Source organism: Stenotrophomonas maltophilia (genome assembly GCF_004920835.1).
Lineage (GTDB): Bacteria > Pseudomonadota > Gammaproteobacteria > Xanthomonadales > Xanthomonadaceae > Stenotrophomonas > Stenotrophomonas maltophilia_AQ.
Map to the genome: position 1 here is coordinate 132,881 of NZ_QFHO01000002.1, position 26,452 is coordinate 159,332.

Sequence of the window (26,452 nt, forward strand, 5' to 3'; positions counted from 1 at the left end):
GCATTCTGGGCGGAGCCGGGTGATTGCAGCCGTTCGGGTTCGTTGAATGAAAGGAGTACTACGCGTGAGTGATGCTGGAAAAGAGGCGCTGACGATCCGTCGCGCCAGCGCGGCCGATGCGCCTGCGGTGCTGGAGTTGTTCGATGAAGTGATTGCGTGGTTCGTGGCCATCGGCAATCCGCAGCAGTGGGGTACCGAGGCGTGGTCGTCCATTCCGCGCCGCATTACCCAGGTGACCGATGCCTGCGCACTGCCCGGTGCGTGGGTGGCGGAAACCGCGCAGGGTGAGGTGCGTGCGTTCCTGGCGTTGGGCGAGGCCATGCCCTATGTGCCCGCGGCGACCGAGCCGGAGCTGTATGTACGCGTGTTGATTGCTTCGCGCGATGCGCGGGTGCGTGGCATCGGCCGGCGTTTGATGGCGTTCGCGGACGAGCAGGCACGCGCAGCGGGATTGGATTACCTGCGCGTGGATTGCTATGGCGGTGGCAGTGGCGAGCTGGTGCGCTTCTACGAATCGTGCGGTTACGAACGGCTGTCGACCTTCAACGTGGATGGCTGGCCGGGGCAGGTGTTGGGCCGCCGTCTGTGACCTGGCGGCGTCTCAGTTCTCTGCGTCCTGTAGTGCTGCATGCAGTTTGTCGGTGATCTGCTGCAGCGCGGCCAGGTCATCGGCTGAGAGGTGGTCGAGGAAATTCCGGCGCACGCTGGCGACGTGTACCGGCCGCGCTGCGCTCAGCTGGGTGCGGCCTTCTGCAGTCATGCGGATCACCACCACGTTGTCACTGTCGGTGTCGCGCTCGATCAGGCCACGGCCGGCCATGCGGGTGAGCTGGTGCGAGAGGCGCGTCTTGTCCCATTCCAGGTAGTCCAGCAGTTCCCGCTGGCGGCGGCAGCGGTCCTTGGCCTTGCTCAGTTCCATCAGCACGACGAAGTCGGCACTGGAAAGCCCGGTGCTGCGGGTGATGTCGTGGACGATGCGGCCGGAGGTGATCTCGGCCATGCGCCGGAAGCCGCGCCAGGCGGCCCACTCGTCAGGGGTGATGGTGGGTGGGGTCATGCGCTCACGTTGCCCGGGACGGGTTGACGTGTCAACCCGAACGTTCTACGGTTGATATATCAACCAAGATGCAGGCCGCTCCATGCCACACCCTCCACGTATTGCCATCATCGGCGCGGGGCCCGCCGGCCTGACCGCTGCGCTCATCCTGCATCGCGGCGGCCATCGCGCGAGCGTGTACGAGGGCGAGTCGTCCGGGCAGCAGCGCACCCAGGGCGGCACGCTGGACCTGCACGAGGACTCCGGCCAGGTGGCGCTGCAGCGCGCTGGTCTGCTGGAGGCGTTCCGGGCGGTGGCGCGCCATGAAGGCCAGGAGGAGCGGACGGGCGACCCGTGGACTGGAGCGATTGTCGCCGGTGGATTCGGGCCGGAGGGCAGCATGGACAAGCCGGAGATCGACCGCGGCGACCTGCGCCAGCTGCTGCTGGACGCGTTGCCGGCCGACACGGTGCAGTGGGGCCACTGCTTGACCGAGCTGGCGCTTGCGCAGGCAGGATCCCACAGTCTGCGCTTCGCCAATGGTGTGCAGGCCGAGGCCGACATCGTGATCGGTGCCGATGGCGCATGGTCGAAGGTGCGCACAGCCCTGAGTGCCTGCCAGCCGTTGCCGACCGGCATTACCTTCTTTGAAGGATGGATCGCGCAGCCGGCGGCGGATATCGCGGCCATGGTGGGTCAGGGCAGCCTGTTCTGCTTTGGCGGCGAGGAAGCGCTGTTCGTGCAGCGCAACAGCGGCGATCGATTCTGCGTGTACGCGGCGCTGAAGCGGCCCTCTGATTGGCTTGATGCGCAGATCGCGCAGCAAGGCATGCGTGCGCTGGTGACCGGCAGCTACATCGGCTGGGCACCGAACCTTCGGCGGCTGCTGGAGGCGTGCACCGACTTCGTGCGGCGGCCGATCTACAGCCTGCCGGCGGATTTCCGTTGGACACCGCGCAACGGCGTGACGCTGATCGGCGATGCTGCCCATCTGATGCCGCCAGTGGGTGTGGGCGTGAACCTAGCGATGCTGGACGCGTCGGATGTGGCGATGGCGGTGTGCGCGCATCCGGATGCAGTGAGTGCTATCCGCCAGGCCGAATCCGTGGTCTGCGAGCGCGCCTGCGCGCTGATGCCGGACGCCATACAGGGGTTCCAGCGCTGGTTCACTACGGAGTCGACGGCTGACGGCGGTTGAGGCCGCTGGAAATGCGGGGACAGCAAGCACCTGCGTCACTGCGTCGCAGCCTATCTGCAGGATGCGGTACATCGGATCAGCGCTAGAGTGGGGGCTACCCCCTCCAGGAAGGAGCAACGCATGTACTACAGCAGTGGCAACTACGAAGCCTTCGCGCGTCCGCGCAAGCCCGCCGGTGTCGATGGCAAGCGCGCGTGGTTCGTCGGTTCGGGCCTGGCCTCACTTGCCGGCGCCGCGTTCCTGGTGCGCGATGGCCGCATGGCCGGTGAGCGCATCACCATTCTCGAGCAGCAGCAGATTGCCGGTGGCGCGCTGGATGGCCTGAAGGTGCCGGAGAAGGGTTTCGTGATCCGCGGTGGCCGCGAGATGGAAGACCACTTCGAGTGCCTGTGGGATCTGTTCCGCTCGATTCCGTCGCTGGAGATCGAGGATGCCAGTGTGCTGGACGAGTTCTACTGGCTGAACAAGGACGACCCGAACTATTCGCTGCAGCGTGCCACGATCAATCGCGGCGAGGATGCGCATACCGACGGCCTGTTCACCCTGAGCGAGCAGGCGCAGAAGGACATCATCGCGCTGTTCCTGGCCACTCGTAAGGAGATGGAGAACAAGCGCATCAACGAGGTGCTGGGCCGGGACTTCCTGGACAGCAACTTCTGGTTGTACTGGCGCACGATGTTCGCGTTCGAGGAATGGCACTCGGCGCTGGAGATGAAGCTGTACCTGCACCGCTTCATCCACCATATCGGCGGCCTGCCGGATTTCTCGGCGCTGAAGTTCACCAAGTACAACCAGTACGAATCGCTGGTGCTGCCGCTGGTGAAGTGGCTGCAGGAGCGCGGCGTGCGGTTCCAGTACGGCACTGAAGTGACCGATGTTGACTTCGACCTGCAGGAGGGCCGCAAGCAGGCCACGCGCATCCACTGGACGCGGGACGGCCAGGCCGGTGGCGTGGACCTGGGCGCGGACGATCTGGTGTTCATGACGATCGGCTCGCTGACCGAGAATTCCGACAGCGGCGATCACCACACCGCTGCGCACTTGAATGAAGGCCCGGCACCGGCGTGGGACCTGTGGCGGCGCATCGCGGCCAAGGATGCGGCGTTCGGGCGCCCGGATGTATTCGGCGCGCATATACCGGAAACCAAGTGGGAATCGGCGACGGTGACCACGCTGGATGCACGCATTCCGGCGTACATCGAGAAGATTGCCAAGCGCGATCCGTTCAGCGGCAAGGTGGTGACCGGCGGCATCGTGAGCGTGCGCGATTCGCGCTGGTTGATGAGCTGGACGGTGAACCGCCAGCCGCACTTCAAGAACCAGCCGAAGGACCAGATCGTGGTGTGGGTGTATTCGCTGTTCGTGGATACGCCGGGCGATTACGTGAACAAGCCGATGCAGGACTGCACGGGCGAGGAGATCACCCGCGAGTGGCTGTACCACCTGGGCGTGCCGCTGGAAGAGATCGATGAACTGGCTGCTACCGGCGCGAAGACGGTGCCGGTGATGATGCCGTACATCACCGCATTCTTCATGCCGCGCCAGGCCGGTGACCGCCCGGATGTGGTGCCGGAGGGAGCGGTGAACTTCGCCTTCATCGGACAGTTCGCCGAATCGAAGCAGCGCGATTGCATCTTCACCACCGAGTATTCGGTGCGTACACCGATGGAAGCGGTGTACACGCTGCTGGGTATCGAACGTGGCGTGCCGGAGGTGTTCAATTCCACCTATGACGTGCGCTCGCTGCTGGCCGCCACCGGTCGCCTGCGCGATGGCAAGGAACTGGACATTCCAGGCCCGGCGTTCCTGCGCAACCTGCTGATGAACAAGCTGGACAAGACCCAGATCGGTGGCCTGCTGCGCGAGTTCAAGCTGGTGCAGGAAGACTGAGCAGGTAGGAGGGAGGTCGCCGGTGACGGCATCGGCGGCCTCAAGGTCTCACGCTACGCCGTCGGTCGAACGGCTCAGCTGTTCCCACGCGTCGATGCTTTTGGCCATCGTATCCAGCTTCGCTCGTACCAGCTGCAGTGCGTCGCTGCCCAGCAGCAGGTGGCTGGGCGGGGCATCGCTGTCGATGATCTGCAGCATGGCCTGTGCAGCCTTCACCGGATCACCCAGCTGGTGACCACTCTTTGCCTCACGCGCGCTGCGGATGGGGTCGAACAGGGCATCGTAGTCTTCAATGCTGCGCGGTGCCCGCGACATCGAGCGGCCCGCCCAGTCGGTGCGGAATGAGCCCGGCGCGACGGCAGTGACGTGGATGCCGAACGGCGCAACCTCCTTGCCGAGCACTTCGCTGATGCCTTCCAGGGCGAACTTGCTGCCGCAGTACCAGGCGATGCCGGGCAGGGTGATGAAGCCGCCCATGGAGGTGATGTTGAGGATGTGGCCACGGCGGCGCGTGCGCATGTGCGGCAGCACGGCCTTGATCAACGCCGCAGGGCCGAACACGTTCACTTCGAACTGCTGCCGCAGCTCGGCGAGCGTGGATTCCTCGAGGATGCCTTCGTGGCCGTAGCCGGCGTTGTTGACCAGTACGTCGATGGCCCCGATGTCTGCTTCGATATCGGCGACGAGCGCGTCGATGGCGGCGGTATCGGTCACGTCCAGCAGGCGGCCGAGCGCGCGGCCGGGCGCCAGCGTTTCGAACGCGCACGCCGGTGTTGTACGATCCCGGCATCGTAATCGTCTGCCAGGGCGTGAAGCGCGGCTACCTGGGCGGGCAGATCTACCAGTACGACGCGCAGCACTATCTGGCGGTGTCGGTGCCGGTGCCGTTCACGATGGAAACCGATGCCTCTGCGGAGGCGCCGCTGCTGGCGATCTACCTGCATCTGGATCTGCAGTTGGCGGCAGATCTGCTGATCGAACTGGGTGAACAGGTAGGCACATCGCAGGCACCGGCACAGAGCATGATGTCCAGCCCGATGCAGGCGCCGATGCAGGCCACGGTGCTGCGCCTGCTGGAAGCGCTGGCCGACCCGCTCGAAGCGGCCGTGCTGGCCCCGGCGCTGGTACGCGAACTGTACTTCCGCGTGCTGACCGGCGCGCAGGGCGGTGCGATGCGGGAGGCGCTGGCCATGCGCGGCCGCTTCGGCAGCATCGGCAGGGTTCTGCGTACGATCCACGCCTCGTATGCCACTGCGTTGGACGTGGGCCAGCTGGCGGCCGAGGCGGGCATGAGTGTGGCCACCTTCCATGACCACTTCCGCGCGATTACCGGCACATCGCCGATGCAGTACGTGAAGTCCACCCGCCTGCATCAGGCGCGGCTGCTGATGCTGCGGGAGGCGATGACCGCCGAGGCCGCATCGCTGGCGGTGGGGTATGCCAGCCCGTCCCAGTTCAACCGTGAGTTCAAGCGGCTGTTCGCGCTGCCGCCGGCGGCCGAGGTGGCGCGGATGCGGCGCAGCTTTGCGCTGCCACCAGCGCCAGCGGATGCGGTGTACGTGTCTTCGCATTGAGGCGCAATCGAAGGTCACGTTGCCAGCAAGCCGGCCAGCGGTGGGCTCTACCGGGGACGATGCCTCGCGAGTGCGGCAGTGGATGGTTGACAGGGAATCTACCTACTAGTAGGTTAAGTGCCATGAAAGAGTCGCTCTCCCCCAAGGCCCAGGAAATCCTGGCCCACGCTCGCTCGTTGCTGGAGGCCGGTGGCTACAACGGTTTCAGCTACGCGGATGTGTCGGCGCGGGTGAACATCAGCAAGGCCAGCATCCATCACCATTTCCCCAGCAAGGCGGATCTGGTGCGCACGGTGGTTGAACTGTATCGGGCCGAGGCACGCGAGGGCCTGGCGCTGCTGGACCGGCAGCTGGATGACCCGCTGCAGGAGCTCAACGCCTACGTGGACTACTGGTCCAGCTGCATCGCGGGTGGCACGTCGTCGTTCTGCATCTGCGCGATGCTGGCGGCGGAGACGCCGATGATCCCTGCGGAGATTGCCGATGAAGTACGGGGGCATTTCGAGGATCTGAGCGGGTGGCTGACCGTCACACTGGAAAAGGGTGCCGCGCAGGGCCAGTTGCGACTGCAGGGTTCGGCTGTGGACGAGGCCAAGGCGTTCATGTCATCGGTGCATGGCGCGATGCTGGCAGCCCGTGGTTTTGGTGATGCGGCGACGTTCGCGACGCTCGCGCGGTTGGCAATCGCGCGGGTGAGTGCGGCCACCTGAGGTGATGTGTAGTGGCCTGCGGCAGCGCGGGCCTTCTTTTTGCATCCAATGCCTACCTACTAGTAGGTTTATTTAACTGATGGAGATTCCCATGGCACATCCGCTTTCCCTTCCCGGTGCGATCCATACCGCCATCAGCCTGGTGCCGATCCTGGCTGGCCTGTATGGCTTCATCCGCTACCGGGCGATCGATCCCGGCACGCGCTCGGGCAGGGTTTATCTGATCGGCCTGGTGCTGTCGGTGGCGACCTCGTTCACCGTCTCCAGCACGGGCGGGCTCAATCCGGGCCATGCATTCGGTGTGATCGTGCTGCTGGTGGCCTTTGGCGGTGTGCTGGCGGCACGCCTGAGCTGGCTGGGACGCTCGGCGCGTTACCTGTCGACGTTCGCGTTGTCCTTCAGTTTCCTGCTGTCATTGGTGCCGGGCGTAAACGAAACGCTGACGCGCTTGCCGCTTGCGCATCCGCTGGCAGCAGCGCCGATGGCACCGGTGGTGCTGCAGACACTGCTCGGCTGCCTGGGCGTATTCGTGATCGGTTTTGCGGGGCAGTGCTGGCGAATCCATCGACGCGCCATCCGGTCGTGAACCCTGCCGGTCAGCGGCCGGCACTATCTGGAATCAGCAGCCCACCAAGCGGTCCGCACCGATGCCACTGCGATGATGGCTGCGGTATTCGGTGGGGCTGGCATCCACCTGCAAACGGAAGTGGCGGCGGAACGATTCCTGCGAACCAAAACCGGCCTGCTCTGCGATCCATTGCAATGGCCGGTCGGTGGTTTCCAGCAGGTCGCGGGCGAAGGCCACGCGCTCACGGATCAGCCAGTCGATGGGCGACAGGCCGGTGGCTTCCAGGAACTGACGTTGCAGGGTGCGCTGGCTGAGTGAGGCCTGCTCGGCAAGGCTGCCGAGTGAGTGTGGCTCGCGAAGGTTGCGGCGCATCCATTCCATCAGCTTTGCCAGCCGCGTTGGCTCGCCATTGGGAATGGCCCGGCTGACGCGCTGGCTGCGCCCGGCGTCACGCCATGGCGCCAGCACCAATCGCTCGGCAACCAGGTTGGCCACGCGGGCACCGTAATCCTTGCGCACCATGTGCAGCATCATGTCCATGCCGGTGGCCGAACCGGCCGAAGTGATGATGCTGCCGGTGTCCACGTACAGCACATCCTCGCGCACATCGATGCGCGGAAACTCGCGTGCCAGCGCTTCGGTGAGGCGCCAATGGGTGGTGGCCTGGCGGCCATCGAGCAGCCCGGCCCAGGCCAGCACGAACGCACCGGAGCAGATCGAAGCGATGCGCGCGCCGCGTGCGTGGGCGCGGATCAGTGCATCGAGCAGTGCCTGCGGCGGACGTTCGCTGGGCTCGCGCCAACCAGGGATGACGATGATGTCGGCATCATCGACGCTGCTGAGATCGTAGGGCAGCTGCACCTGGGTGCTGCCGAGCATGCGCAGCGCACCGGGCTCGCCTGCGCACAGCTGGGTGCGGTACCAGGCTACGCCCAGCTCTGGCCGCACGGGTGCGAACAGGCCGACCGCACAGCCAAACTCGAACAGCCCCTGGCCGTGGCAGGCGACGATGGCAACGAGCGGCGCGGTGGGATCGGCGGGTGGGCTGGGCATGTCCTGATGCTACGGGGGCGGTGCGTGGCGCTGCGTGGTGCGAGGGCATGAGGTGATACCGGGTGGGTATATGGAGGCTGGGGTCAGAGCCCTTTCCTTTGGAAAGGGATCCGACCCCGTGCGTGTGGGCTGCCTAACGTCATTACCAGCGGTCATGTGGATGGCCGGATATGACGGTTGGGTGACGTGATCCCGCCTGTCGCGGCAGGTGAACAGGCCCTTGAATGGAAGCGTGTTTCCGGCCCACCCCGACGAGCCCACATGCCTGCCGCCCACGCCCCTGTCCTGCGCACTCTCGCTGTTCTGATCACAGCTATTCTCGCCGCCACACCGAGCCATGCGGCTGAAGCCGATGCAGATCCTGCTACCACCGGCGCGACGGCCAACGTGGCGGCCTCCACGCTGGATGCGGTGGTGGTGACCGGCTCACGCACCAGCACGCGCACGGTGAAGAACAGTTCCACACCGATCGATGTGATCTCCGCCGAGGACCTCGCTGCTACCGGACAGGGCAATCTGCTCGAAGCGTTGCAGCGCAGCCTGCCGTCACTGAGCCAGATCGGTGGCTACCAGAGCGACCAGGAAAGCCTGATCCGCGGTTACCAGCTGCGCAATCTGTCACCGGGCTACACGCTGGTGCTGGTCAACGGCAAGCGCCGCAACGCCAGCGCCTATGTGAGCGGGGCCAATGGTGGCGGCTTCCCCGGGCATGCCTGGGCTGACCTGGCGCTGATTCCGGTGTCGGCCATCGACCACGTGGAAGTGCTGCGCGATGGTGCCTCGGCCATCTACGGTTCGGACGCGATCACCGGCGTGGTCAACGTGATCCTGAAATCGCAGGCACACGGTGGCGATGTGTCGGTAGAGAGCGGGCAGGGCACCGATGGCGATGGTTCGCGTACCAGCGTGCGTGCCAACGTGGGCCTGCCGTGGGGCGAGGATGGCTTCGTCAACCTGTCCGGCGAGACCACTCGCCAGCATCATGCAATCCGCACGCGCCGCTACATCGACGGCTATCTGAGCTATCCGGCGGTGGATGGCAATGGCAATCTGGTGGCATTGCGGCCGAACAATCGATTGCCAGCAGGTGCTACGCCGAACCCGGCGGAAGCCAACCGCGATGCTGAGGCCAACACCATCCTCAGCTCGCCGTCGTATGCGTTGAAGGCCTTCGCGGTGAACGTGGGCCATGGCCTGGGCGAGAGCGCGCAGTTCTACGCCAATGCTACGGCCAGCGATCGCACCGCGCAGGCGATCCAGAACTTCCGCCTGCCGGCGACCATCTTCACTACCTACAAGGCACCTGGCGTGCTGAGCGTGTTTCCGGATGGCTTCCTGCCGGTGCTGGAAACCAAGGAAAAGCAGTACACCGGTACGGCCGGGGTAAAAGGCCAGATCGCTGGCTGGGACTACGACGCCAGCCTGACCGGTAACCGCAGCACGGTGCGCACCTACACACGCAACTCGGTGAACTACTCACTGCCGTACCCCGGTTCGCCCACCGACTTCTACGACGGCAAGCTCGATTACCAGCAGGGCATCGCCAACCTGGACCTGCGCCGTGGCTTCGAGGTGGCGGCATTTGCTTCGCCGCTGGAAGTCAGCGCCGGCGCCGAGTACCAGCATGAACAGTACGAGCGCGGGGCAGGGCAGTGGGAGTCGTACACCGGCTTCGGTGCCGCGGCCTTCGTCGGCTATTCCACTGCGGATGCGGTGAAGGCGACCCGCAACAGCAAGGCGGTGTACGCGGGTGCGGCCACCAACATCACCTCGCGCTGGTACCTGGATGCGGCCGCGCGCTGGGAAGACCATTCCGACTTCGGCAGCGTCTCCACCGGCCGCCTGACCACGCGCTTCGACTTCACCGATGCGCTGGGCGTGCGCGCCACGGTCAGCAACGGCTTCCATGCGCCCAGCCTGGGGGCGCAGTACTACCAGGCCACCGGCAGCTGCCCGTGCGGTACCACGCTGGTGGCGCAGGTGTCTTCGCCGGCGGCGATTGCGTTGGGCGCCACACCGCTGAAGCCGGAAAAGGCCACCAACTACAGCCTGGGCGTGACCTGGGACCCGAGCCCGGCCTTCCACCTGGCAGTGGATGCCTATCAGATCGACATCCGCGGCCAGCTCGGTCAGTCCAGCCAGATCGGCTACAACGCGCAGGATCCGGCGCGCGTCACCGACAACAGCGGCACGGTGCTGAGTGCGGTGCAGAAGAACACGATCGATGCACTGCTGGGTTCGGCCGGCATCAGCATCCTGCCGGGTGATGCGTTCTACGCCAGCTACTTCACCAACGTGGGCAACACCCGCACACGCGGTGTGGAGCTGACCCTGGAAGCGAACCAGGAAACGGCGTGGGGCAAGCTGCGCTGGAGTTACGCGGCCAACGTCGGCCGCACCACCATCCAGAAGGTCAGCGACATTCCGGCGGCGCTGCAGGGGCTGCCGAACATCAACCTGCTGACCAAATCCAGCGAGTACGCGCTGCGCTTCCGCACGCCCAGCTATACGCAGGTGGCGGGACTTGGCTGGCAGAACGGACGCTGGCGCTCGAACCTGGACTTCACCTACTACGGCCCCATCAAGCGCCTGAACAACGGCGTGGAGTACAAGCAGCCGCCGGTGCTGGTGACCAATCTTTCCGGTGCTGTGGAACTGGGCGCGGGCTGGAGTGCGGCGCTGGGCATCAACAACGTGTTCGACAAGCGCACCCGCAAGGTGCCGGAGTATGCGCGCAGTGCCACCGATGTGGCCAGCATCCAGACCACGTGGGACAGCGGCGATGTGCTGGGCAACGTTGGTACGTACTGGTATGGGCGGATCAATTACCGGTTCTGAGGTTCAGGCGAAGCGTCGCCGGGCATGGCCCGGCGCTACGAGGAGGGGGTCATGTCTTCTGCATTGAGGGTGGTTGCATTGGTGGGGTCGCCGACCAGCTCGGCGACATCGCGCACGTTGCTGCTGGTGCGTCATCTGCTGGACTCGCTGCAGCAGCGGGTGCATGTCAGCGTGGAGCTGGTGGAGCTGGCACCTATCGCGCGCGCGCTGGGCCAGTCGCTGTCGCGCGGCGAGGCAGAGCCGGCAGTGGAGCAGGCATTGCAGACCATCGAGGCGGCAGAGCTGCTGGTGGTGGCCGCGCCGGTGTATCGCGGCTCCTATCCTGGGTTGTTCAAGCACCTGGTCGACTTCATCGAGCTGGAGGCGCTGGTGGATGTGCCGGTACTGCTGGCAGCCACCGGCGGCAGCGAGCGACATGCGCTGGTGATCGACCACCAGCTGCGGCCGTTGTTCAGTTTCCTGCAGGCGCACACGCTGCCGATCGGGGTGTATGCCACAGCGGCCGACTTCGAGGGCGAGCACATCAACAGTGCCGCCCTGCAGGCGCGCATCGAACTGGCGACCGAGCGCGCAGCCGGGCATCTGGCCGCGCAGGCGCTGACTGTTCCGGCGCCGCTGCGACGTATTGCCTGACGCCATAACCGGCGGCGCTTTGCTTATGGCTACACCGCATCTGCATGGCCGGATCTGACCGCCGATTGTCGCCAGGCATCGCTGCTGCGGCCGTCGGCATCTCTAGCATCGATATCGAAGCGGCATCGCATTGCCGGCCCCGATGAGGACGACCCCAGTGACCTTCGACGCAGCAAGCAAACCCATCCTGTTCCTGCTCGACCGTGAGTTCGAGGACGGCCAGATTCCCGGCCAGCGCTTTTTCTGCCGGCACAGCCTGTTGCTGGAGGGCGCGCTGTCGAGCATCGACGGCCTGGACGCGCAGCTGGACGTGCGCCGCATCGGCTTCGCGCGGCCGCGCCGTGAGGTGATTGCCGAGATCGGCGAGCAGGACCAGTCGCTGCCGAAGCTGGTGCTGCCGCAGGGCGTGCGCAGCGAGCTCGCCAGTGGCGCGCACCAGGACCGCCAGTACATCTCCGGTGCCGAGCCGATCCTGGCTGCGCTGAACGGGTTGCTCGGCATTCCCGTGGCCCACCCCTGAGCGAGGACGTAACCATGAGCTATCAGATCAGCGTGTTGGACAAGAGCCCGGTGGCCGAGGGCGCTTCGCCGGAGCAGGCACTGCGCAACAGCCTGCAGCTGGCGCAGCGCGCCGAGCAGCTGGGCTACCACCGCTACTGGTTTGCCGAACACCACGCCGCACCGACGCTGGCCAGCCCCGCACCGGAAGTGCTGGCGGCCTGGGTGCTGGCGCAGACCCGGCGCATCCGCATCGGCAGTGGTGGGGTGATGCTGCGCCACTACGCGCCCTACAAAGTGGCGGAGAACTTCAATCTGCTGGCGGCGTTGGCGCCGGGGCGCGTCGATCTGGGCGTGGGCAAGGCCCCCGGTGGCCTGCCGGCCTCGACTGCCGCGCTGGCGGCCGGGCGCCCGGCGTTCGCCGACTTCGATCAGCAACTGCGCGACCTGGAAGGCTATCTGTCGGGGGCAGACACCGAGGCGCTGGCCCGACCGGTGCCGCAGCAGGCGCCGGAGCGCTTCCTGCTCGGGGCCAGCCCGCAGAGCGCGCAGCAGGCGGCCCAACTGGGCTGGCGCTTTGTCTATGCCGCTCATTTCGATGGTGAGCCGAAGCACATCGAAGCTGCGTTCGACGCCTACCGCAGCGTCTCCTCGCAGCCACCGTTGCTGGCCACGGTGGCCTTCGCCGCGCCGACGGCCGAAGCCGCAGCCCGCCATATCGGTGCACTGCGCGTCTACAAGCTGCACCTCGGTCCCGGGCAGACGGTGAACCTGCCCAGCCCCGAAGCAGCTGCCGAGTACGCGCGCCAGGTGGGCGTGGCCGACTTCCGCATCGAGGAGACACGCCCGAGCGTGTTGTCCGGTGATGCGCAGCACGTGCGTGACGAACTGGACGCGCTGCACCGCCGCTTCGGCGTGGGTGAATTCATTCTCGATGCGCCGGTAGCCGACCTCGACGCACGCCTCACATCCCTTGAACTGCTGTCGCCCGCGCCGCGCGCGGCGGTGGCCTGACCTGCAGGAGCGATTCCCATGAGCACGACCCCGCGCCACATTCCGTTCGGCATCATGTTGCAGGGCCCCGGCAGTCACATGCATGCCTGGAAGCATCCGTCCAATCCGGCCGATGCCAGCGTCAACCTGCAGTTCTACATCGACATCGCGCGTACCGCCGAGGACAACGGCATCGCCTTTGGTTTCGTGGCCGATGGCCTGTACATCAACGAGAAGTCGATCCCGCACTTCCTCAACCGCTTCGAGCCGATCTCACTGCTGTCGGCGCTGGCCACGGCAACGAAGAAGATCGGCCTGGCCGGCACGCTGTCGACCTCCTACAGCGATCCGTTCACCGTGGCCCGGCAGTTCGCTTCGCTGGACCTGCTCAGCGGCGGCCGCGCCGGCTGGAACGTAGTGACCTCGCCACTGGAGGGCTCGGGCCGCAACTACGGTCGGCCGCATCCGGAGCACGCGCTGCGCTACCAGATCGCCGACGAGTACCTGGACGTGGTGCAAGGGCTGTGGGATTCCTGGGATGACGATGCCTTCGTGCGTGAGCGCGACAGTGGCACGTTCTTCGCGCCGGAAAAGTTCCGCCGCCTCGACCACAAGGGACGCTTCTTCCAGGTGGAAGGGCCGCTCAACATCCAGCGCTCGCCGCAGGGCCAGCCGGTGATCTTCCAGGCGGGGTCGTCCGACGATGGCATCGCGCTGGCCGGCAAGTACGCCGATGCGGTGTTCACCCATTCGCCATCGCTGGAGGAGACCCGCGCGTTCACCCAGAAGGTGAAGAACTCTGCGATCGCCCATGGCCGCAGCGGCAATGACGTGAAGATCTTCCCGGGCATCGGCCCCATCGTCGGCCGCACCGCCGAGGAGGCCGAGGCCAAGTACCAGGCGATTGCTGCGTTGGCGACGCTGGAGGATGCGCTGGCCTATCTCGGCCGCTTCTTCGATCACCACGATTTCAGCCAGTACGACCCGGATGCGCCGTTCCCGGAACTGGGTGACATCGGCAGCAACTCGTTCCGCTCCACCACCGACCGCATCAAGCAGGACGCGCGCGAGAAGGGCCTGAGCCTGCGCCGGGTAGCGCTGGAAGCGGTCAGCCCGCGGCCGAACTTCATCGGCACACCGGAGCATGTAGCCGATGAGCTGATCCGCTGGTTCGATGCCGGTGCCAGCGACGGCTTCATCCTCGGCTTCGCGGCGCAGCGCGAAGGCCTGGACGATTTCGTGACCCAGGTGCTGCCGATCCTGCAGGCGCGTGGCTACCATCAGCGTGAACTGGAAGGGCAGACCCTGCGTGAGCATCTGGGCCTGCCGTACAAGGCCAGCCGCCATTCGACCGACGCCGAACCGGCGCGGAAGGTGGGGTAAGGCGATGAGCGGAGAAAACGCCGTAGCGCCGGGCCATGCCCGACTGAATTCCCCAACGACTGGCGTGCTGCCGGAAATTGCGGCACGCGCCGAGGTGGCCATCGCGATCCGCCATGACCTGCACCGCCACCCGGAGCTGGCCTTCGAGGAACACCGCACCAGCGCTCGCGTGGCCGAGCTGCTGCAGCAGTGGGGCTATGAGGTGACCACCGGCCTCGGCGGTACCGGCGTGGTCGGTACGTTGCAGCGCGGGCAGGGCAGCCGTCGCCTCGGCCTGCGCGCCGACATCGATGCACTGCCGATCCACGAGGACTCCGGCCTGGCCTACGCCAGCCAGAACGAGGGACTGATGCATGCCTGCGGCCACGACGGGCATACCGCCATCCTGCTTTCCGCGGCGCATTACCTGGCCCATCACGGCGATATCGACGGCACCCTGCAGCTGGTGTTCCAGCCGGCCGAAGAAACCGGCTCGGGGGCTTCGAAGATGATTGCCGATGGCCTGTTCGAACGCTTCCCGGTCGATGCCATCTATGGCCTGCACAACTGGCCGGGCGTGCCGGTGGGGCACTTCGGCTTCGTCGACGGACCGGCGATGGCATCGGTGGACTGGGCGCGTCTGCGGGTGATCGGCAAGGGCGGCCACGGCGCCGAGCCGCAGGGCAGCGTCGATCCGATCCTGGCTGCCGCGCACATCATCACCGCGCTGCAGAGCGTGGTGTCGCGCAATGTCGATCCGCGGCAGATGGGCGTGGTCACCGTCGGCTCGATCCACGGTGGGCAGGCAGCCAATGTCATCCCCGATGTGGTGGAGCTGAAGCTGACCGTGCGCGCGTACCTGCCGGAGGTGCGCGATACGCTGCGCCGGCGGGTGACCGAGATTGCCGAGCAGACCGCCGCTGCCTTCGGTGCGCGTGCCGAGATCGAATTCCCGCGCGGCTTCCCCAGTGTGATCAACCACCCTGAGCAGACCGCCTACATCCGTGAGGTGGCTGTGCAGGGCTTCGGCAGCGAACGCGTGGTGCCCGAATTCGCGCCGCGCACTGCCAGTGAGGATTTCGCGTTCCTGCTGCAGGCGCGGCCGGGCAGTTTCGTGTTCGTCGGCAACGGCGACAGCGCGCCGCTGCACAGCCCGCGCTATGTGTTCAATGACGCCGCCATCGCACCGGCCGCCAGCCTGTGGGCGCGGCTGGCCGAAGACTACCTGGTGAAGGACGTGGCATGAGCAGCAACGAACGCTTCCTCTACACCTCGGTGGACGATCCACTGGCCCGTCCACTGTTCGATGGGCTGGAACAGGAGTACGACAGTCGCTACGCCGATGTGCGCCGCCGTATCGGTGGCAGCGCCCGCGAGGAGCTGCAGCGCTACCCGGCGCAGGCCTTTGCGGCGCCGGTAGGGGCGTTCGTGCTACTGCTGCGCGACGGTGTGGCGATTTCCGGCGGCGCCTTCATGCCACACCGCGATCCGGACACCGCCGAGTTCAAGCGCATCTGGACGCTGCCCGGGCTGCGCCGCCAGGGCATCGCGCGGCGTGTGCTGCAGGAGCTGGAAGAGCAGGCGGCGCGGCAGGGTTACCGACGGGTGTTCCTGACCACCGGCTTCCGCCAGCCCGAAGCGGTTGGCCTGTATCTCAGCCACGGTTACACCGCGCTGTTCGATATGGATGCCGATCCGGAATCCATCGCCCACTTGCCGTTCGAGAAGCGCCTGGGCGTATCGGCGCCAGCCGTTGTGCCATCACAGACCGTGCTGCATGGAGCCCACGCATGAGCACGCCTTCGACTGCGCTGGATGGAATTGCCACACGCCCGGCGCCAACCCCGGCGTTGAAGATCGTGCCGGCCCGGCATCCACTACAGCTGGTCGGAACCCTTCTGGCGTTGGCGCTGATCCTCATCGGGCTGCAATCAGTGCTGGGCAATCCGCGCTGGGGCTGGGTCACCTTCGCCGAATGGTTCTTCGCGCGCCCGGTGCTGGAAGGCCTGGGCCGCACGCTGCTGCTGACCGCACTGGGCACCGGCCTCGGTTTCGCGCTGGGCACGCTGCTGGCGCTGGCCCGCGTCTCCGGTTCGCCGCTGCTGTCGGCTGTGTCGTGGGGCTATGTGTGGCTGTTCCGCTCGATCCCGCTGCTGGTGTTGTTGCTGCTGCTGAACAACCTGGGCTATCTGTACAGCACCATCGAGCTGGGGGTGCCGTTCACCGGCATCAGCCTGTTCTCGTACCCGACCACGCAGCTGATCGGCGTGTTCACCGCCGCGGTGTTGGGTTTGACTCTGAACCAGGCGGCGTTCTCGGCCGAAGTGATCCGCGGTGGCATTCTTTCGGTCGACCACGGCCAGTACGAGGCCGCAGCCGCGCTCGGCCTGCCGCGTGGCCGCCAGGTGCGCCGCATCATCCTGCCGCAGGCGATGCGTTCGATCCTGCCGGCCGCCTTCAACGATGTGATCGGCCTGGCCAAGAGCACCTCGGTGGTCTACGTGCTGGCACTGCCCGAACTGTTCTACACCGTGCAGGTGATCTACCGCCGCAACCTGGAGGTGGTGCCGCTGCTGATGGTGGCCACGGTCTGGTACCTGGTGATCCTGACCGTGCTGTCGCTGCTGCAGCGGCGGGTGGAGCAGCGCTTCGCGCGTGGCCAGTTGCAGCGTGAGCGCTCTGTGTCGCGGGTGTCGTCGCCGGTGCGGACATCCAGTGATGCTGCACCGCGGGTGGTCAATCGCCCGCGCATCGCCACTCAGGTTGAAGCGGGCGAGGGTGCGGCGGTGTCGCTGCATGGTGTGGGCAAGGTGTTCGGCGATCAGCCGGTGCTGGAAGAGGTGAACCTGGATCTGCGCGCTGGAAGCGTGACGGTGCTGATCGGTCCCTCCGGCGCCGGCAAGTCCACGCTGCTGCGGCTGATCAATCATCTGGAACGCGCCGACAGTGGTTATGTGACTGTGGGCGGGCAGCTGATCGGTTACCGCCGCGACGGTGACACCCTGTACGAGCTTCCCGAGCGTGAGATCCGCCGCCGTCGTGCGGAGGTGGGCATGGTGTTCCAGGGGTTCAACCTGTTCCCCCACCTGACCGCGCTGGAGAACATCATCGAAGCGCCAATCGCGGTGCGTGGTGTGCCGCGTGCGCAGGCCGAGCAGCAGGCGCGGACACTGCTGGAGCGGGTCGGCCTGGCCGACAAGGCCGACGCCTTCCCGCGCCAGTTGTCCGGTGGCCAGCAGCAGCGCATTGCGATTGCCCGCGCACTGGCGCTGCAGCCGAAGGTGCTGCTGTTCGACGAACCCACTTCGGCGCTGGACCCGGAACTGGTGGCCGAGGTGCTCAGCGTGATCGAGGAACTGGCCCGCTCCGGTACCACCCTGGTGATTGTCACCCACGAACTGAGCTTCGCCCGCCGCGTGGCCGACCACGTGGTGATGATGGACCAGGGCCGGGTGATCGAGCAGGGCACGCCCGAGGCTCTGTTCGAGCGCCCGCGCCAGCAACGCACCGCCGATTTCCTCGCCAAAACACTGTAACCCCGAAAGGAACGCCATGAGCCCTGCCGCACCGCGTCGCCCCTCGCGCAGCACCCTGTTGATCATGGGCGTGCTGGTCATTGGCATTGCCGGCATCGTCTACTCACGCGTGCGCCAGGCACCGGACGCGAGCGTCGTGGCCGCGACCAGCCTTGCCGGTGCGAATACGGCGGTGCTGAAAGGAACGCTCGATCCCAAGGCGCAGGCATTGATCCCGGCCGGCTACCGCTTCGTCACGCCGGGTGCGTTCACCATCGCCACCCATCCTGGCCAGCTGCCCTTGGCCGACTACGGCGCCGACAGCAAGGACGTGGTGGGCGTCGAGCCGGATATCGCTCGCCTGATCGCCGATGGGCTGGGGTTGAAACTGGTGGTGGTGCCGGTGGCCTGGGCCGACTGGCCGCTGGGGCTGGAGTCGGGCAAGTACGATGCGGTGCTGTCCAATGTGACCGTCACTGAAGAGCGAAAGAAGAAGTTCGACTTCTCCAGCTACCGCTACGATCTGCTCGGCATCTACACGCGCAGTGATGGGCCGATCCAGAAGATCGAAAAGCCGGCCGACGTGGCCGGTCTGAAGGTGGTGGTCGGCGCCAGCACCAACCAGGACCAGATCCTGCGCCAGTGGGACCAGCAGAACATCGCCGCAGGCCTGAAACCGGTGGAGTACCAGTACTTCGATGATGCGGTGATCGGGCGGTTGGCAGTGATCACCGGCCGCGCCGACGTGTCGTTCGAGCCGAATGCTACCGGCGCCTACTCGGCGCGCGATGGCAAGGTGCGGCGTGTGGGCTTGTTCCCCGGTGGCTGGCCGAACGCCGCGGCGATTTCGGTGACCACGCGCAAGGGCAGCGGCCTGGCCGATGCGGTGACGCAGGCGTTGAACACCCAGATCAGCAGCGGCACCTATGCCCAGGCGCTGGCGCGCTGGAACGTAGCCGAGGAAGCGGTGCCGCAGTCGCAGACCAATCCGCCGGGGTTGCCAGGGTTCTAGCGATGCCGCTTGGTAGGCGTCGAGCTTGCTCGACGGAAGGCGTGCCGACCAAGGTCGGCATCTACCGGAGGGCAGCCACCGGAATGCGAGGCGGGGCATGCCGACCAAGGTCGGCCTCTACCGGGGTCAGGGCTGCCAATCGATGTGTTCCAGGCGGGCGCCTCCAGTGCCGTGAAAGAAACTGATCGCGGTGAAGCACGCCTCGATGCCGATGCACCACGCCAGGGGATAGCCATCCACCTGGCCATTGTCGAGGCGGAAGTAGGCGTTGCCGGCGCGGTGTTCGTTTCCACAGGAATGGAAGCCGTCGTCGCCGGGCTCGCGCAGGTACATCAGCCATGCATGCTCCGCGTTGCGCAGCATACACAGCGATGGACCGTCGGGCACCGATGCCCACAGCTCGAACTGGGGCATGGATGCGGCCAGCGCCAGTGCGCTGGCCAGCTGATCGTCGGTAGCGGCGGCGACAGGGCTGCCATCGAGTAGAAGTTCGATCACTTCGGTTCCTGCATCGGCATTACTGCCAACGTGCCTCCAGGGTGCGGAACGGGCCATCGAGCAGCACGCCGTCCTTGTCGAAGTTCCGTACCGATCGCCCATCCACGCGTACGTCCTTGGGCAAGGTACGGCTGGGCCACCATACGCGTACCGGCGTGCCCTTGCGCAGCCCCTTGCCGAGCGACACGGTCAGGTTGCCGTCGCGCTGGCGTGCCTGCATCTGCAGGGTGCCATAGGCGGTGGGCAGGCGGTCGACGGCCAGGCCCTCGCCAGCGACCCACGAAGGAGGCGTACCCGGCAGCAGCGACAACGCGTCGTCGTCCTCGCGCATCAGCATGCCGAACAGGGTGCGGCCGTATTCGGCGCCGATCCAGGTGTGCGGCATGTCGCCCAGGTAGCGCGGGAAGCGCAACCGCGAGTGCACGACCTCGGCCAGCACCTGCCATTCCAGCGGCCTGCGATCGTGCAGCAGGCCCTGCAGCAGCTCGTCGGCCGCTTCGGGCTGGCCCAGGTGCACGTAGCTCAGCACGTTGCGGATTTCATACGGCGTGTAGGCATACAGCGCACCGGGCTGGTTGCGCTTGCGCACATCGTCCAGGTAGCGGGCGAAGGTGGTGCGCAGGGCTTCGGCCGGCAGCACGCTCTGCGCACCGGTGGGATCCAGCGCGATCGATACACCGGTCGGGTCGCCATCGCCGAGGTCGGCCGATGACGGAATGAAGTCGATGCCCTTCCATGCCATCGTTGCGCGGATCGAGGCATGCAGTGCGTCATACAGCGCCTTGTACTGTTCGCGCGCCCACGTGGCGGTTTCGTGGTCGCCCAGCGATTCGGCCAGCCACGCGCCGTCATGCCAGCCCTTCAGGCCCCAGTAGTCGTCCCAGTAGCTGTGGGTGGGTGAGGGATAGCCCTCGTGGCTGATCGACGGCGCAAGAATGCCGGCGAAGCGCTCCGGCGATGGCTGGTCGGCCATGTAGCCCGGCACCAGCGTGCGTTCGCGCAGTTCCTGCAGGAAGCGCAGCGCGGCCTTCACCTTGGGCAGGTAGGCACGCACGCTTTCCGGCCCGCCATCGAGCCGGGCGACGTCGGCAACGAGGGTGACGTACTGGCCCTGGCTGTCGTACTCGATGTCCGAGCCGAAGCCGGTATTGACGCTGCCATCGTCGTTGAGGATGGGCGACACCAGGCCATTGCCGTGCACGCCGTGTTCGCTGTACCAGGCCAGGTAGTCGCGTGCCACTTTGGCTTCGCCCATGCGCAGCAGCACGGCCGAGGTGGCCATGCCGTCGCGGATGAAGGAGCGGTTGTAGTTGCGCGGGCCGGGCTGCATGGCCGGGCCGGTCTGGTTGATCAGCATGTAGGCGGCCTGCGCGCGCAGCATGTCCACCAGTGAAGGGTCGGGCAGGCGCAGACCGACCTGGCCCAGCCGCGCCTGCCAATCGGCGGAGGCGCGGCTGGCCAGCGTGTCGAAGGCCTTGTCGCCGTCGCGCGGCAGCGACGCAAGGCTGAGGGCCGGTGCTTCCGGCAGCACGCCATTGGCATCGGCGGTGCCGGTACCGAGCGGGAAGGCCACCACCACCGCGTCGCTGGCACCGGGGGCGAGGCGGATCCGGTAGCTCAATGCGGCTGCGGCCAATCCTTGCTCATCGCGTGCCTGCTGTGCGGCAGGCAGCTGCCCGCTGGCGATGGCCGTGGTGATCTCGGTGTCGCCTTCGTTGCCGAAGGGGGCGGTGCCAGCGGCATCTACCGCGCTGAGTGACTGCAGCAGCGTGCGGCCATTGACGCGCACGCGGTTGCCTTCGACGGCCACCTGGCGGATCGGCGACAGGCCGCCGTTCTGCCACGGCGGATTCATCTGCATCGGTCGCACTGCGAGGGTCAGCGTGCCTTCGATGGCCGCGCTGCCGGTGTTGCGCAGGCGATGGCGCACGAAGGTGACCGGTTGCCCGTCGCGCTCGATGGCAAAGGCTTCGCTGCGCAGTTCCAGCCCGGGCTGCGGTGACCACGTGGCAGACGGCATCGGCTTCCAGCCATCGCGCAGTGCGTGCTGCACCGGTTGTTCGGCGGCACCGGTCGCGCGGCCATCGGCACTGCGCCAGATCGGCTGCACCAGCGGTGCGCCCTTGTAGGCTTCGATGTTGCCGTATTCGTCGAAGATCGATTTCTGCCGGCCCGCATGCACGCCGACTGCGGTCCAGTAGGTCTGCTGCATGTGCAACGAGGCAGGGAACAACGCGCGCTGCGCGCCGCTGGCGGCGATCTGGTAGCGCTTCATCGGCGTCATCACCGCCTTCGGGCCGAGCAGGCGGATGCGTTTGACCTGGGGGGCATCACCTTCCACGGTCAGCCGCAGTGCCTTGATGTCCAGTGGCGCGTCGGCCGCCAGCCAGCTCTGCTGCCGGGTCGCCGCCTGCGCGTCGCGCGCCAGTTCGTGCCAGCGGCCCTGTGCGTCCTGTGCCTGCAGGCGTGCAGCGCCGTGCACGTTGGCCCAGTCCACTGCCAGCCCGGTGCTGGGCTGGGCGCGGGGCAGGGTGATGTCGAGCGTGTGGATGCCGCCTTTGCCTGCGGGGATGGCAACCGTGCCGCCGCCCTGCCACAGCGCAGCGGACTGGGTGGCGCCCAGCCCGGTCACCCGTGCGCTGAGTGCGGTGTCGAGCGGTTCCATTTCGAAGATGGATACGCCCCAGTCGGAGGTGCGCTGCGGGCTGGCCAGGCGCAGGTAGCGGGCCTGTCGCGGCGCGAAGTACAGGGTTTCGATGCCACCCAGCGAATCGCCCATGACGTAGGCGCTTTGCCACTGCTTGCCGTCGAGCGAGGTCTGCAGCGAATAGCCTTCGGGGTTGGAAACATCCCAGGTGAGGCGTGCACCGGCCAGCATCGCAGGCTTGCCGAGATCGATCTGGAACCAGTGGCCGGGGCTGAACGCGCCACCGGTCACCGTCTTCGGATCGTTGTCGATCAGGTGGCTGATCGCCATCGCCGGAACCTGCTGCGACGACGCGCTGGCCTGCCACTGGGTACGGGGAGGCAGGTTCTGCGCGTGTGCGGCCGAGGCGAGGGTGGCAAGCAGCAGCGTGAAGGCTGGCCGGACGAAGGGGGGCAGGGGGGAGAGCCTGGAACGTTCAACGCGCAACGTCATTGCGGACAGCCTCGCAGGTGCGGCCGGAATCGGGCAGGCGCTACGCTAGCAGGGCGTGTAATCGGTTACATGACGCACTGCAACGCTGCTGGGCGTGGCCGGTGCCACCGCGGTCTGCTTTCCGGTGTAGAGCCGTGGGATGCATTGCGTCGAGTTACCCCGTTACAGCTCCACCATCTCCCACCAGCGCGTGCCCGCTTCGGGCGCCTGCATGTCCAGTGCTTCGCCCATCATCGGCGTGGCCACCGGCACGTTCTTTGCGGCGGCCAAGGCGGTGATGCGCTCGAACGGCTGCTGCCAGGCGTGCAGGGCCAGGTCGAAGGTGCCGTTGTGGATCGGCAGCAGCCACTTGCCCCGCAGGTCCAGGTGCGCCTGCAGAGTCTGTTCGGGCTGCATGTGCACGAACGCCCAGCGCGGGTCGTAGGCGCCGGTTTCGATCATGGTCAGGTCGAACGGGCCGTACTTCTCGCCGATGGTCTTGAAGCCATCGAAATAGCCGGTGTCGCCGCTGAAGAAGATGCGGAAGTCGCCGTCCTGGATCACCCACGAAGCCCACAGGCTGCGGTCGCTGTCGCCCAGCCCACGGCCGGAGAAGTGCTGGCCCGGGGTGGCGGTCAGGCGCAGGCCGCTGGCTTCGGTCGACTGCCACCAGTCCAGCTGTTCCACCTTGCTGGCGTCCACGCCCCACGCAATCAACTGGTCGCCCACGCCAAGCGGGGCGATGAAGCGCGTGGTCTTGCCGGCCAGCTGCATCACCGCGGCGTGGTCCAGGTGGTCGTAGTGATTGTGCGAGAGGATCACGCCGGCGATCGGCGGCAGTTCGTCGATGCTGATCGGCGGCGCGTGGAAGCGGGCCGGGCCCATCCATTGCACCGGCGAGGCGCGCTCGGAGAACACCGGGTCGGTCAGCCAGTACTGCCCGCGCAGCTTCAGCAAGATCGTGGAATGCCCAAGCCGGAACAGGCTGCGATCAGGTGCGGCGTCCAGGGTTGCGCGGTCCAGCGGCTGCACCGGAATGGGGTGCGCCGGCACGGTGCCCTTGGGCTTGTTGAACAGGAAGGTCCACCAGATCTCCGCGCCATCGCGCAGGCCCATTGCCGGACGCGGCAGGGCATTGCGGAACCTGCCATCGCGGTACTGCGGCGAATCGGGGAAGTCGGGGAGGGACCAGGACTTGCAGAAGGTGTAGGCGGTCACGGCGAGGATTCCAAGCAAAAGGACAAGGAGCAGGCGCTTCATGGGTGACGTCCGCTGGGTACACTGCACAGTGTAGTTTCGTGTTTTTCAAAAGTACACTCCCGGGTGTAAAATGTGCGCATCCGTTCAGTTATCTGGTTTCCGCCATGCCCCGTGCCCCGCAACGCCTGACCGACCGCAAACGCGAAGCCATCGTGCGGGCGGCGGTGGAGGAGTTCCGCGCGGCCGGCTACGAGGCGACCAGCATGGATCGCATCGCCGAGGTGGCCGGGGTCTCCAAGCGCACCGTCTACAACCACTTCCCGAGCAAGGAAGCGTTGTTCTCGATGATCCTGGAGGAGCTGTGGGAGCGCAGCGTGGCCAGCGACGCTTTGCCGTATCGCACCGATCAGCCACTGCAGGCACAGTTGCTGCAGCTGCTGGGCCAGAAGCTGGAACTGCTCAGCGATGCCAACTTCATCGACCTGGCGCGGGTGGCGATGGCCGAGATCATCCATTCACCGGAACGGGCGCAGGCGATCGTTTGCCGCATGGGCGAGAAGGAGAGTGGCGAGAGTGCCTGGATCCGTGCGGCCATCGCCGATGGGCGGCTGCGCAAGGTCGATCCGGAGTTTGCTGGCCACCAGCTGCACGGCCTGGTGAAAAGCTTTGCGTTCTGGCCGCAGGTGACTATGGGGCAGGCGCCGTTGAACGAACAGGAGCGCGCACGCGTGGCCGAATCGGCGGTGGCGATGTTCCTGGGTTTCTACGCGATCTAGCTGGCAGCGAAACGGCGGAACTCATCCGCCGGTAGCGCTGCCGAGTACAGATAACCCTGCCCGACATCCACGCCCAGGGCGCGCAGCTGCTGCTCCTGGGCAAGGGTCTCAGTGCCCTCGGCCACCACGATGGCGCCGCAGCGATGCGCGACTTCGACGATGAAGCGGACAATGGACTGTGACTTTGCATCGGGCAGCGTGGCGATCAGCGCCTGCTCGATCTTGACCTCGGCAATGGCCAGCTGTGAGAGCAGGATCAGGGTCGAGTAGCCCGCGCCGAAATCGTCCAGTGACAGTGTCACCTCGGCGGCCAGCAGCTGCGCGATGTTGGCGTCGACCACATCGCGCTCGACGATCTCGGTCCACTCGACGATTTCCAGGCGCAGCATCAACCCCGGCACGTCGTGCAACTGCAGCAGCTCCTGCAGGCGCAGGCCGAAGTCGGGCAGGCGCAGGGACTCGGCGGAAACATTGACCGCGATCGTCAGCTTGCTGCCTTCCTGATGGCAGCGCTGCAGGAAATGGATGGCTGACTGCAGCGTCGCCCATTCCAGATCGGCCAGCCGGCCGTGCCGACGCAGCAACGAGATCACCCGCATCGGTGCGATCAGCCGGTCCTCGCCGTCACGCATGCGTAGCAGTGCCTCGGCGCCGACCAGCTGCCGGTCCCGCAGGCGATGCTTGGGCTGGTAGCACAGCGGCGCGTCGCCATGCTGCAGCCAGTGCTCGAGCGCGCGCTCGATCAACGCGTCGATCTCGCTGTCGCGCTGGACCGGATCATCGAAAAACACCACGCCCGACTCGATCGCACTCAGCGCCAGGGTGATCGCGCGGAATGGTAGATGGCCATCGTCGGCAGTGGCCGGTGGCTTCAGCTCGACCACCGCACAGCGGAACAGTGGGCGGAAACCCGGCCAGTCGCGGCCGACCAGATCAGCCAGGTTGCGTGCCAGGTCGGTGATCTGTGCCTGCGTGCGCAGCTCGGGCAGCGAGGTGTCAGGCACCAGGATCGCCAACGCCGCGTCGCCGAACTGGTAGATCTCCAGTTGGTGCGCCGGTAGCGAGGGCAGCAGCTGATGCACTTCGTCGGTGCTGTCGTGCCGCCACAGGCCGCTGTCCTGCAGCGGCCCATAGCGCAGGCGAAGGTCGCGCAGGTTGCCCATCTCGGCCACCACCAGGCAGGCCTTGCCGACGCCATCATTGTCACGCCAGTAGTGCTTCAGCCGCTCGCCGAGCGCGCGCATGTTGGGCAGGCCACTGATCGGGTCGATGCGCAGCCAGGCCTGCTCACGCTGCCGCTGTGCATCGATCTGTGCATCGTTGTAGACCAGCGCGAACACTGCGCCGAGCACCAGCAGCGACACGGGCAGCGCCAGTACGCGCTGGATCGCCAGCTCGGCAACCGGCAGCTGCGCGGCCCCGATGATGGCCACGCCCAGCGCCAGCCCCAGCGCCGTCACTGCGATGCGCACGCCCCACGCCTGCAGGATCATGCGCGCTGACAGCTCGCCGAGCATGCGTGGGTGCAGGCGCGTGCGCAGCCAGATGCCGGCCATCATCTGCAGGGTGGCTTCGATGCTTGCGGGAAGGAAGAACTGGGTGCCCGAGAACTGGTAACGGGCCAGCAGGCTGGCGGCCAGGCAGGCAAGGCCGCCGCGCCAGCCACCGAGCAGTCCACTGATCAGCAGGATGTCGAAGCCGAGATTGAGCTTGACTACACCCTGGGTGTAACCAGCGACGAACCAGGCGTTGAACAGGTAGATCAGGCCGAGTGCCACGCCTACATACAGGCGGCGGCCTTCGATGGCATGGCCGGAGCGGCGGGTGGCGATCAGCAGTACGCCGATCATGCCGATCACCGCCGTGGCCTGCAGCAGGTACAACGGCAGGCTGGGCAGGGCGCTGTCCAGGACCTGGGCCGAGACCCGTGATAGCGCATCCATAGCAGGTTCCCGCCTGTGACCGACGGCCAGTGCGAGC

23 protein-coding genes are annotated in these 26,452 nt (G+C 66.5%); 16 read left to right on the forward strand and 7 right to left on the reverse strand.

What is annotated here, in order from left to right; translation table 11 throughout:
- Positions 1-64 precede the first annotated feature (64 nt).
- Entirely contained in the window at positions 65-589 is a 525-nt protein-coding gene (locus tag DI041_RS02100) for a GNAT family N-acetyltransferase (protein ID WP_136638694.1), read from the forward strand.
- 12 nt (positions 590-601) lie between these two features.
- Here DI041_RS02100 and DI041_RS02105 read toward each other — a convergent pair whose 3' ends face one another.
- Complete coding sequence (locus DI041_RS02105) at positions 602-1,057, reverse strand: MarR family winged helix-turn-helix transcriptional regulator (RefSeq protein ID WP_099783733.1); 456 nt, start codon at positions 1,055-1,057, stop codon at positions 602-604.
- 82 nt (positions 1,058-1,139) lie between these two features.
- Here DI041_RS02105 and DI041_RS02110 point away from each other — a divergent pair, with 82 nt between their 5' ends.
- The gene (locus tag DI041_RS02110; protein ID WP_136638695.1) at positions 1,140-2,234 is read left to right on the forward strand and encodes an FAD-dependent oxidoreductase; all 1,095 of its coding nucleotides are present in this window, start codon (positions 1,140-1,142) and stop codon (positions 2,232-2,234) included.
- 120 nt (positions 2,235-2,354) lie between these two features.
- Positions 2,355-4,124 (forward strand): oleate hydratase, encoded by a 1,770-nt coding sequence (locus DI041_RS02115; RefSeq protein WP_046982869.1) that lies wholly within the window; start codon positions 2,355-2,357, stop codon positions 4,122-4,124.
- Positions 4,125-4,172: 48 nt separating this feature from the next.
- On the opposite strand, the gene DI041_RS02120 is transcribed toward DI041_RS02115, so the two are convergent.
- Positions 4,173-4,874, reverse strand: coding sequence for an oxidoreductase (locus tag DI041_RS02120; RefSeq protein WP_282567782.1), 702 nt, complete (start codon positions 4,872-4,874; stop codon positions 4,173-4,175).
- A gap of 20 nt (positions 4,875-4,894) precedes the next feature.
- Between DI041_RS02120 and DI041_RS02125 the strand changes: the two genes are divergently transcribed.
- From DI041_RS02125 to DI041_RS02135, 3 genes are all read left to right on the forward strand, one after another.
- Positions 4,895-5,698 (forward strand): AraC family transcriptional regulator, encoded by an 804-nt coding sequence (locus DI041_RS02125; RefSeq protein ID WP_248298453.1) that lies wholly within the window; start codon positions 4,895-4,897, stop codon positions 5,696-5,698.
- Positions 5,699-5,820: 122 nt separating this feature from the next.
- Positions 5,821-6,408: a TetR/AcrR family transcriptional regulator gene (locus DI041_RS02130; protein WP_136638696.1), complete on the forward strand. Its 588-nt coding sequence runs from the start codon at positions 5,821-5,823 to the stop codon at positions 6,406-6,408.
- A 91-nt stretch (positions 6,409-6,499) separates the two neighbouring features.
- The gene (locus DI041_RS02135) at positions 6,500-6,994 is read left to right on the forward strand and encodes a hypothetical protein (RefSeq protein WP_046982867.1); all 495 of its coding nucleotides are present in this window, start codon (positions 6,500-6,502) and stop codon (positions 6,992-6,994) included.
- Positions 6,995-7,027: 33 nt separating this feature from the next.
- Here DI041_RS02135 and ftrA read toward each other — a convergent pair whose 3' ends face one another.
- Positions 7,028-8,029: a transcriptional regulator FtrA gene (gene ftrA, locus DI041_RS02140; protein WP_136638697.1), complete on the reverse strand. Its 1,002-nt coding sequence runs from the start codon at positions 8,027-8,029 to the stop codon at positions 7,028-7,030.
- A 261-nt stretch (positions 8,030-8,290) separates the two neighbouring features.
- Here ftrA and DI041_RS02145 point away from each other — a divergent pair, with 261 nt between their 5' ends.
- From DI041_RS02145 to DI041_RS02185, 9 genes are all read left to right on the forward strand, one after another.
- Positions 8,291-10,867: a TonB-dependent receptor plug domain-containing protein gene (locus DI041_RS02145; RefSeq protein WP_136638698.1), complete on the forward strand. Its 2,577-nt coding sequence runs from the start codon at positions 8,291-8,293 to the stop codon at positions 10,865-10,867.
- A 51-nt stretch (positions 10,868-10,918) separates the two neighbouring features.
- On the forward strand, positions 10,919-11,500 hold the full coding sequence (gene msuE / locus DI041_RS02150) for an FMN reductase (RefSeq protein WP_136638699.1): 582 nt from the start codon (positions 10,919-10,921) through the stop codon (positions 11,498-11,500).
- Between the two features lie 142 nt (positions 11,501-11,642).
- A complete protein-coding gene (locus DI041_RS02155) occupies positions 11,643-12,020 on the forward strand; it encodes a DUF3088 family protein (protein WP_219626372.1) in 378 nt (125 codons plus the stop codon).
- A gap of 14 nt (positions 12,021-12,034) precedes the next feature.
- Positions 12,035-13,012: an MsnO8 family LLM class oxidoreductase gene (locus DI041_RS02160; protein ID WP_136638700.1), complete on the forward strand. Its 978-nt coding sequence runs from the start codon at positions 12,035-12,037 to the stop codon at positions 13,010-13,012.
- 18 nt (positions 13,013-13,030) lie between these two features.
- Positions 13,031-14,374: an LLM class flavin-dependent oxidoreductase gene (locus DI041_RS02165; protein WP_136638701.1), complete on the forward strand. Its 1,344-nt coding sequence runs from the start codon at positions 13,031-13,033 to the stop codon at positions 14,372-14,374.
- A gap of 4 nt (positions 14,375-14,378) precedes the next feature.
- Complete coding sequence (locus DI041_RS02170; protein ID WP_136638702.1) at positions 14,379-15,599, forward strand: M20 aminoacylase family protein; 1,221 nt, start codon at positions 14,379-14,381, stop codon at positions 15,597-15,599.
- On the forward strand, positions 15,596-16,147 hold the full coding sequence (locus tag DI041_RS02175) for a GNAT family N-acetyltransferase (protein WP_136638703.1): 552 nt from the start codon (positions 15,596-15,598) through the stop codon (positions 16,145-16,147). Before DI041_RS02170 ends, DI041_RS02175 begins: the two co-directional genes overlap by 4 nt.
- Complete coding sequence (locus DI041_RS21505) at positions 16,144-17,889, forward strand: amino acid ABC transporter permease/ATP-binding protein (protein ID WP_136638704.1); 1,746 nt, start codon at positions 16,144-16,146, stop codon at positions 17,887-17,889. Before DI041_RS02175 ends, DI041_RS21505 begins: the two co-directional genes overlap by 4 nt.
- Before the next feature lie 16 nt (positions 17,890-17,905).
- A complete protein-coding gene (locus tag DI041_RS02185) occupies positions 17,906-18,880 on the forward strand; it encodes an ABC transporter substrate-binding protein (protein ID WP_136638705.1) in 975 nt (324 codons plus the stop codon).
- Positions 18,881-19,006: 126 nt separating this feature from the next.
- Here the strand turns inward: DI041_RS02185 and DI041_RS02190 are convergent, their stop codons facing one another.
- The 3 genes from DI041_RS02190 to DI041_RS02200 all read right to left on the reverse strand — a co-directional run bounded on the left by DI041_RS02190 (position 19,007) and on the right by DI041_RS02200 (position 23,756).
- Positions 19,007-19,378 (reverse strand): hypothetical protein, encoded by a 372-nt coding sequence (locus DI041_RS02190; protein ID WP_136638706.1) that lies wholly within the window; start codon positions 19,376-19,378, stop codon positions 19,007-19,009.
- A 19-nt stretch (positions 19,379-19,397) separates the two neighbouring features.
- Positions 19,398-22,517 carry a discoidin domain-containing protein gene (locus DI041_RS02195; RefSeq protein ID WP_136638707.1) on the reverse strand — a complete coding sequence of 1,040 codons (3,120 nt, stop codon included), beginning with the start codon at positions 22,515-22,517 and terminating at the stop codon, positions 19,398-19,400.
- Positions 22,518-22,679: 162 nt separating this feature from the next.
- The gene (locus DI041_RS02200) at positions 22,680-23,756 is read right to left on the reverse strand and encodes an MBL fold metallo-hydrolase (protein ID WP_136638708.1); all 1,077 of its coding nucleotides are present in this window, start codon (positions 23,754-23,756) and stop codon (positions 22,680-22,682) included.
- A 104-nt stretch (positions 23,757-23,860) separates the two neighbouring features.
- Here DI041_RS02200 and DI041_RS02205 point away from each other — a divergent pair, with 104 nt between their 5' ends.
- On the forward strand, positions 23,861-24,472 hold the full coding sequence (locus DI041_RS02205; RefSeq protein ID WP_136638709.1) for a TetR/AcrR family transcriptional regulator: 612 nt from the start codon (positions 23,861-23,863) through the stop codon (positions 24,470-24,472).
- Here DI041_RS02205 and DI041_RS02210 read toward each other — a convergent pair.
- Entirely contained in the window at positions 24,469-26,415 is a 1,947-nt protein-coding gene (locus tag DI041_RS02210; RefSeq protein WP_136638710.1) for an EAL domain-containing protein, read from the reverse strand. The two genes, DI041_RS02205 and DI041_RS02210, sit on opposite strands and share 4 nt — an antisense overlap.
- Positions 26,416-26,452: the final 37 nt, after the last annotated feature.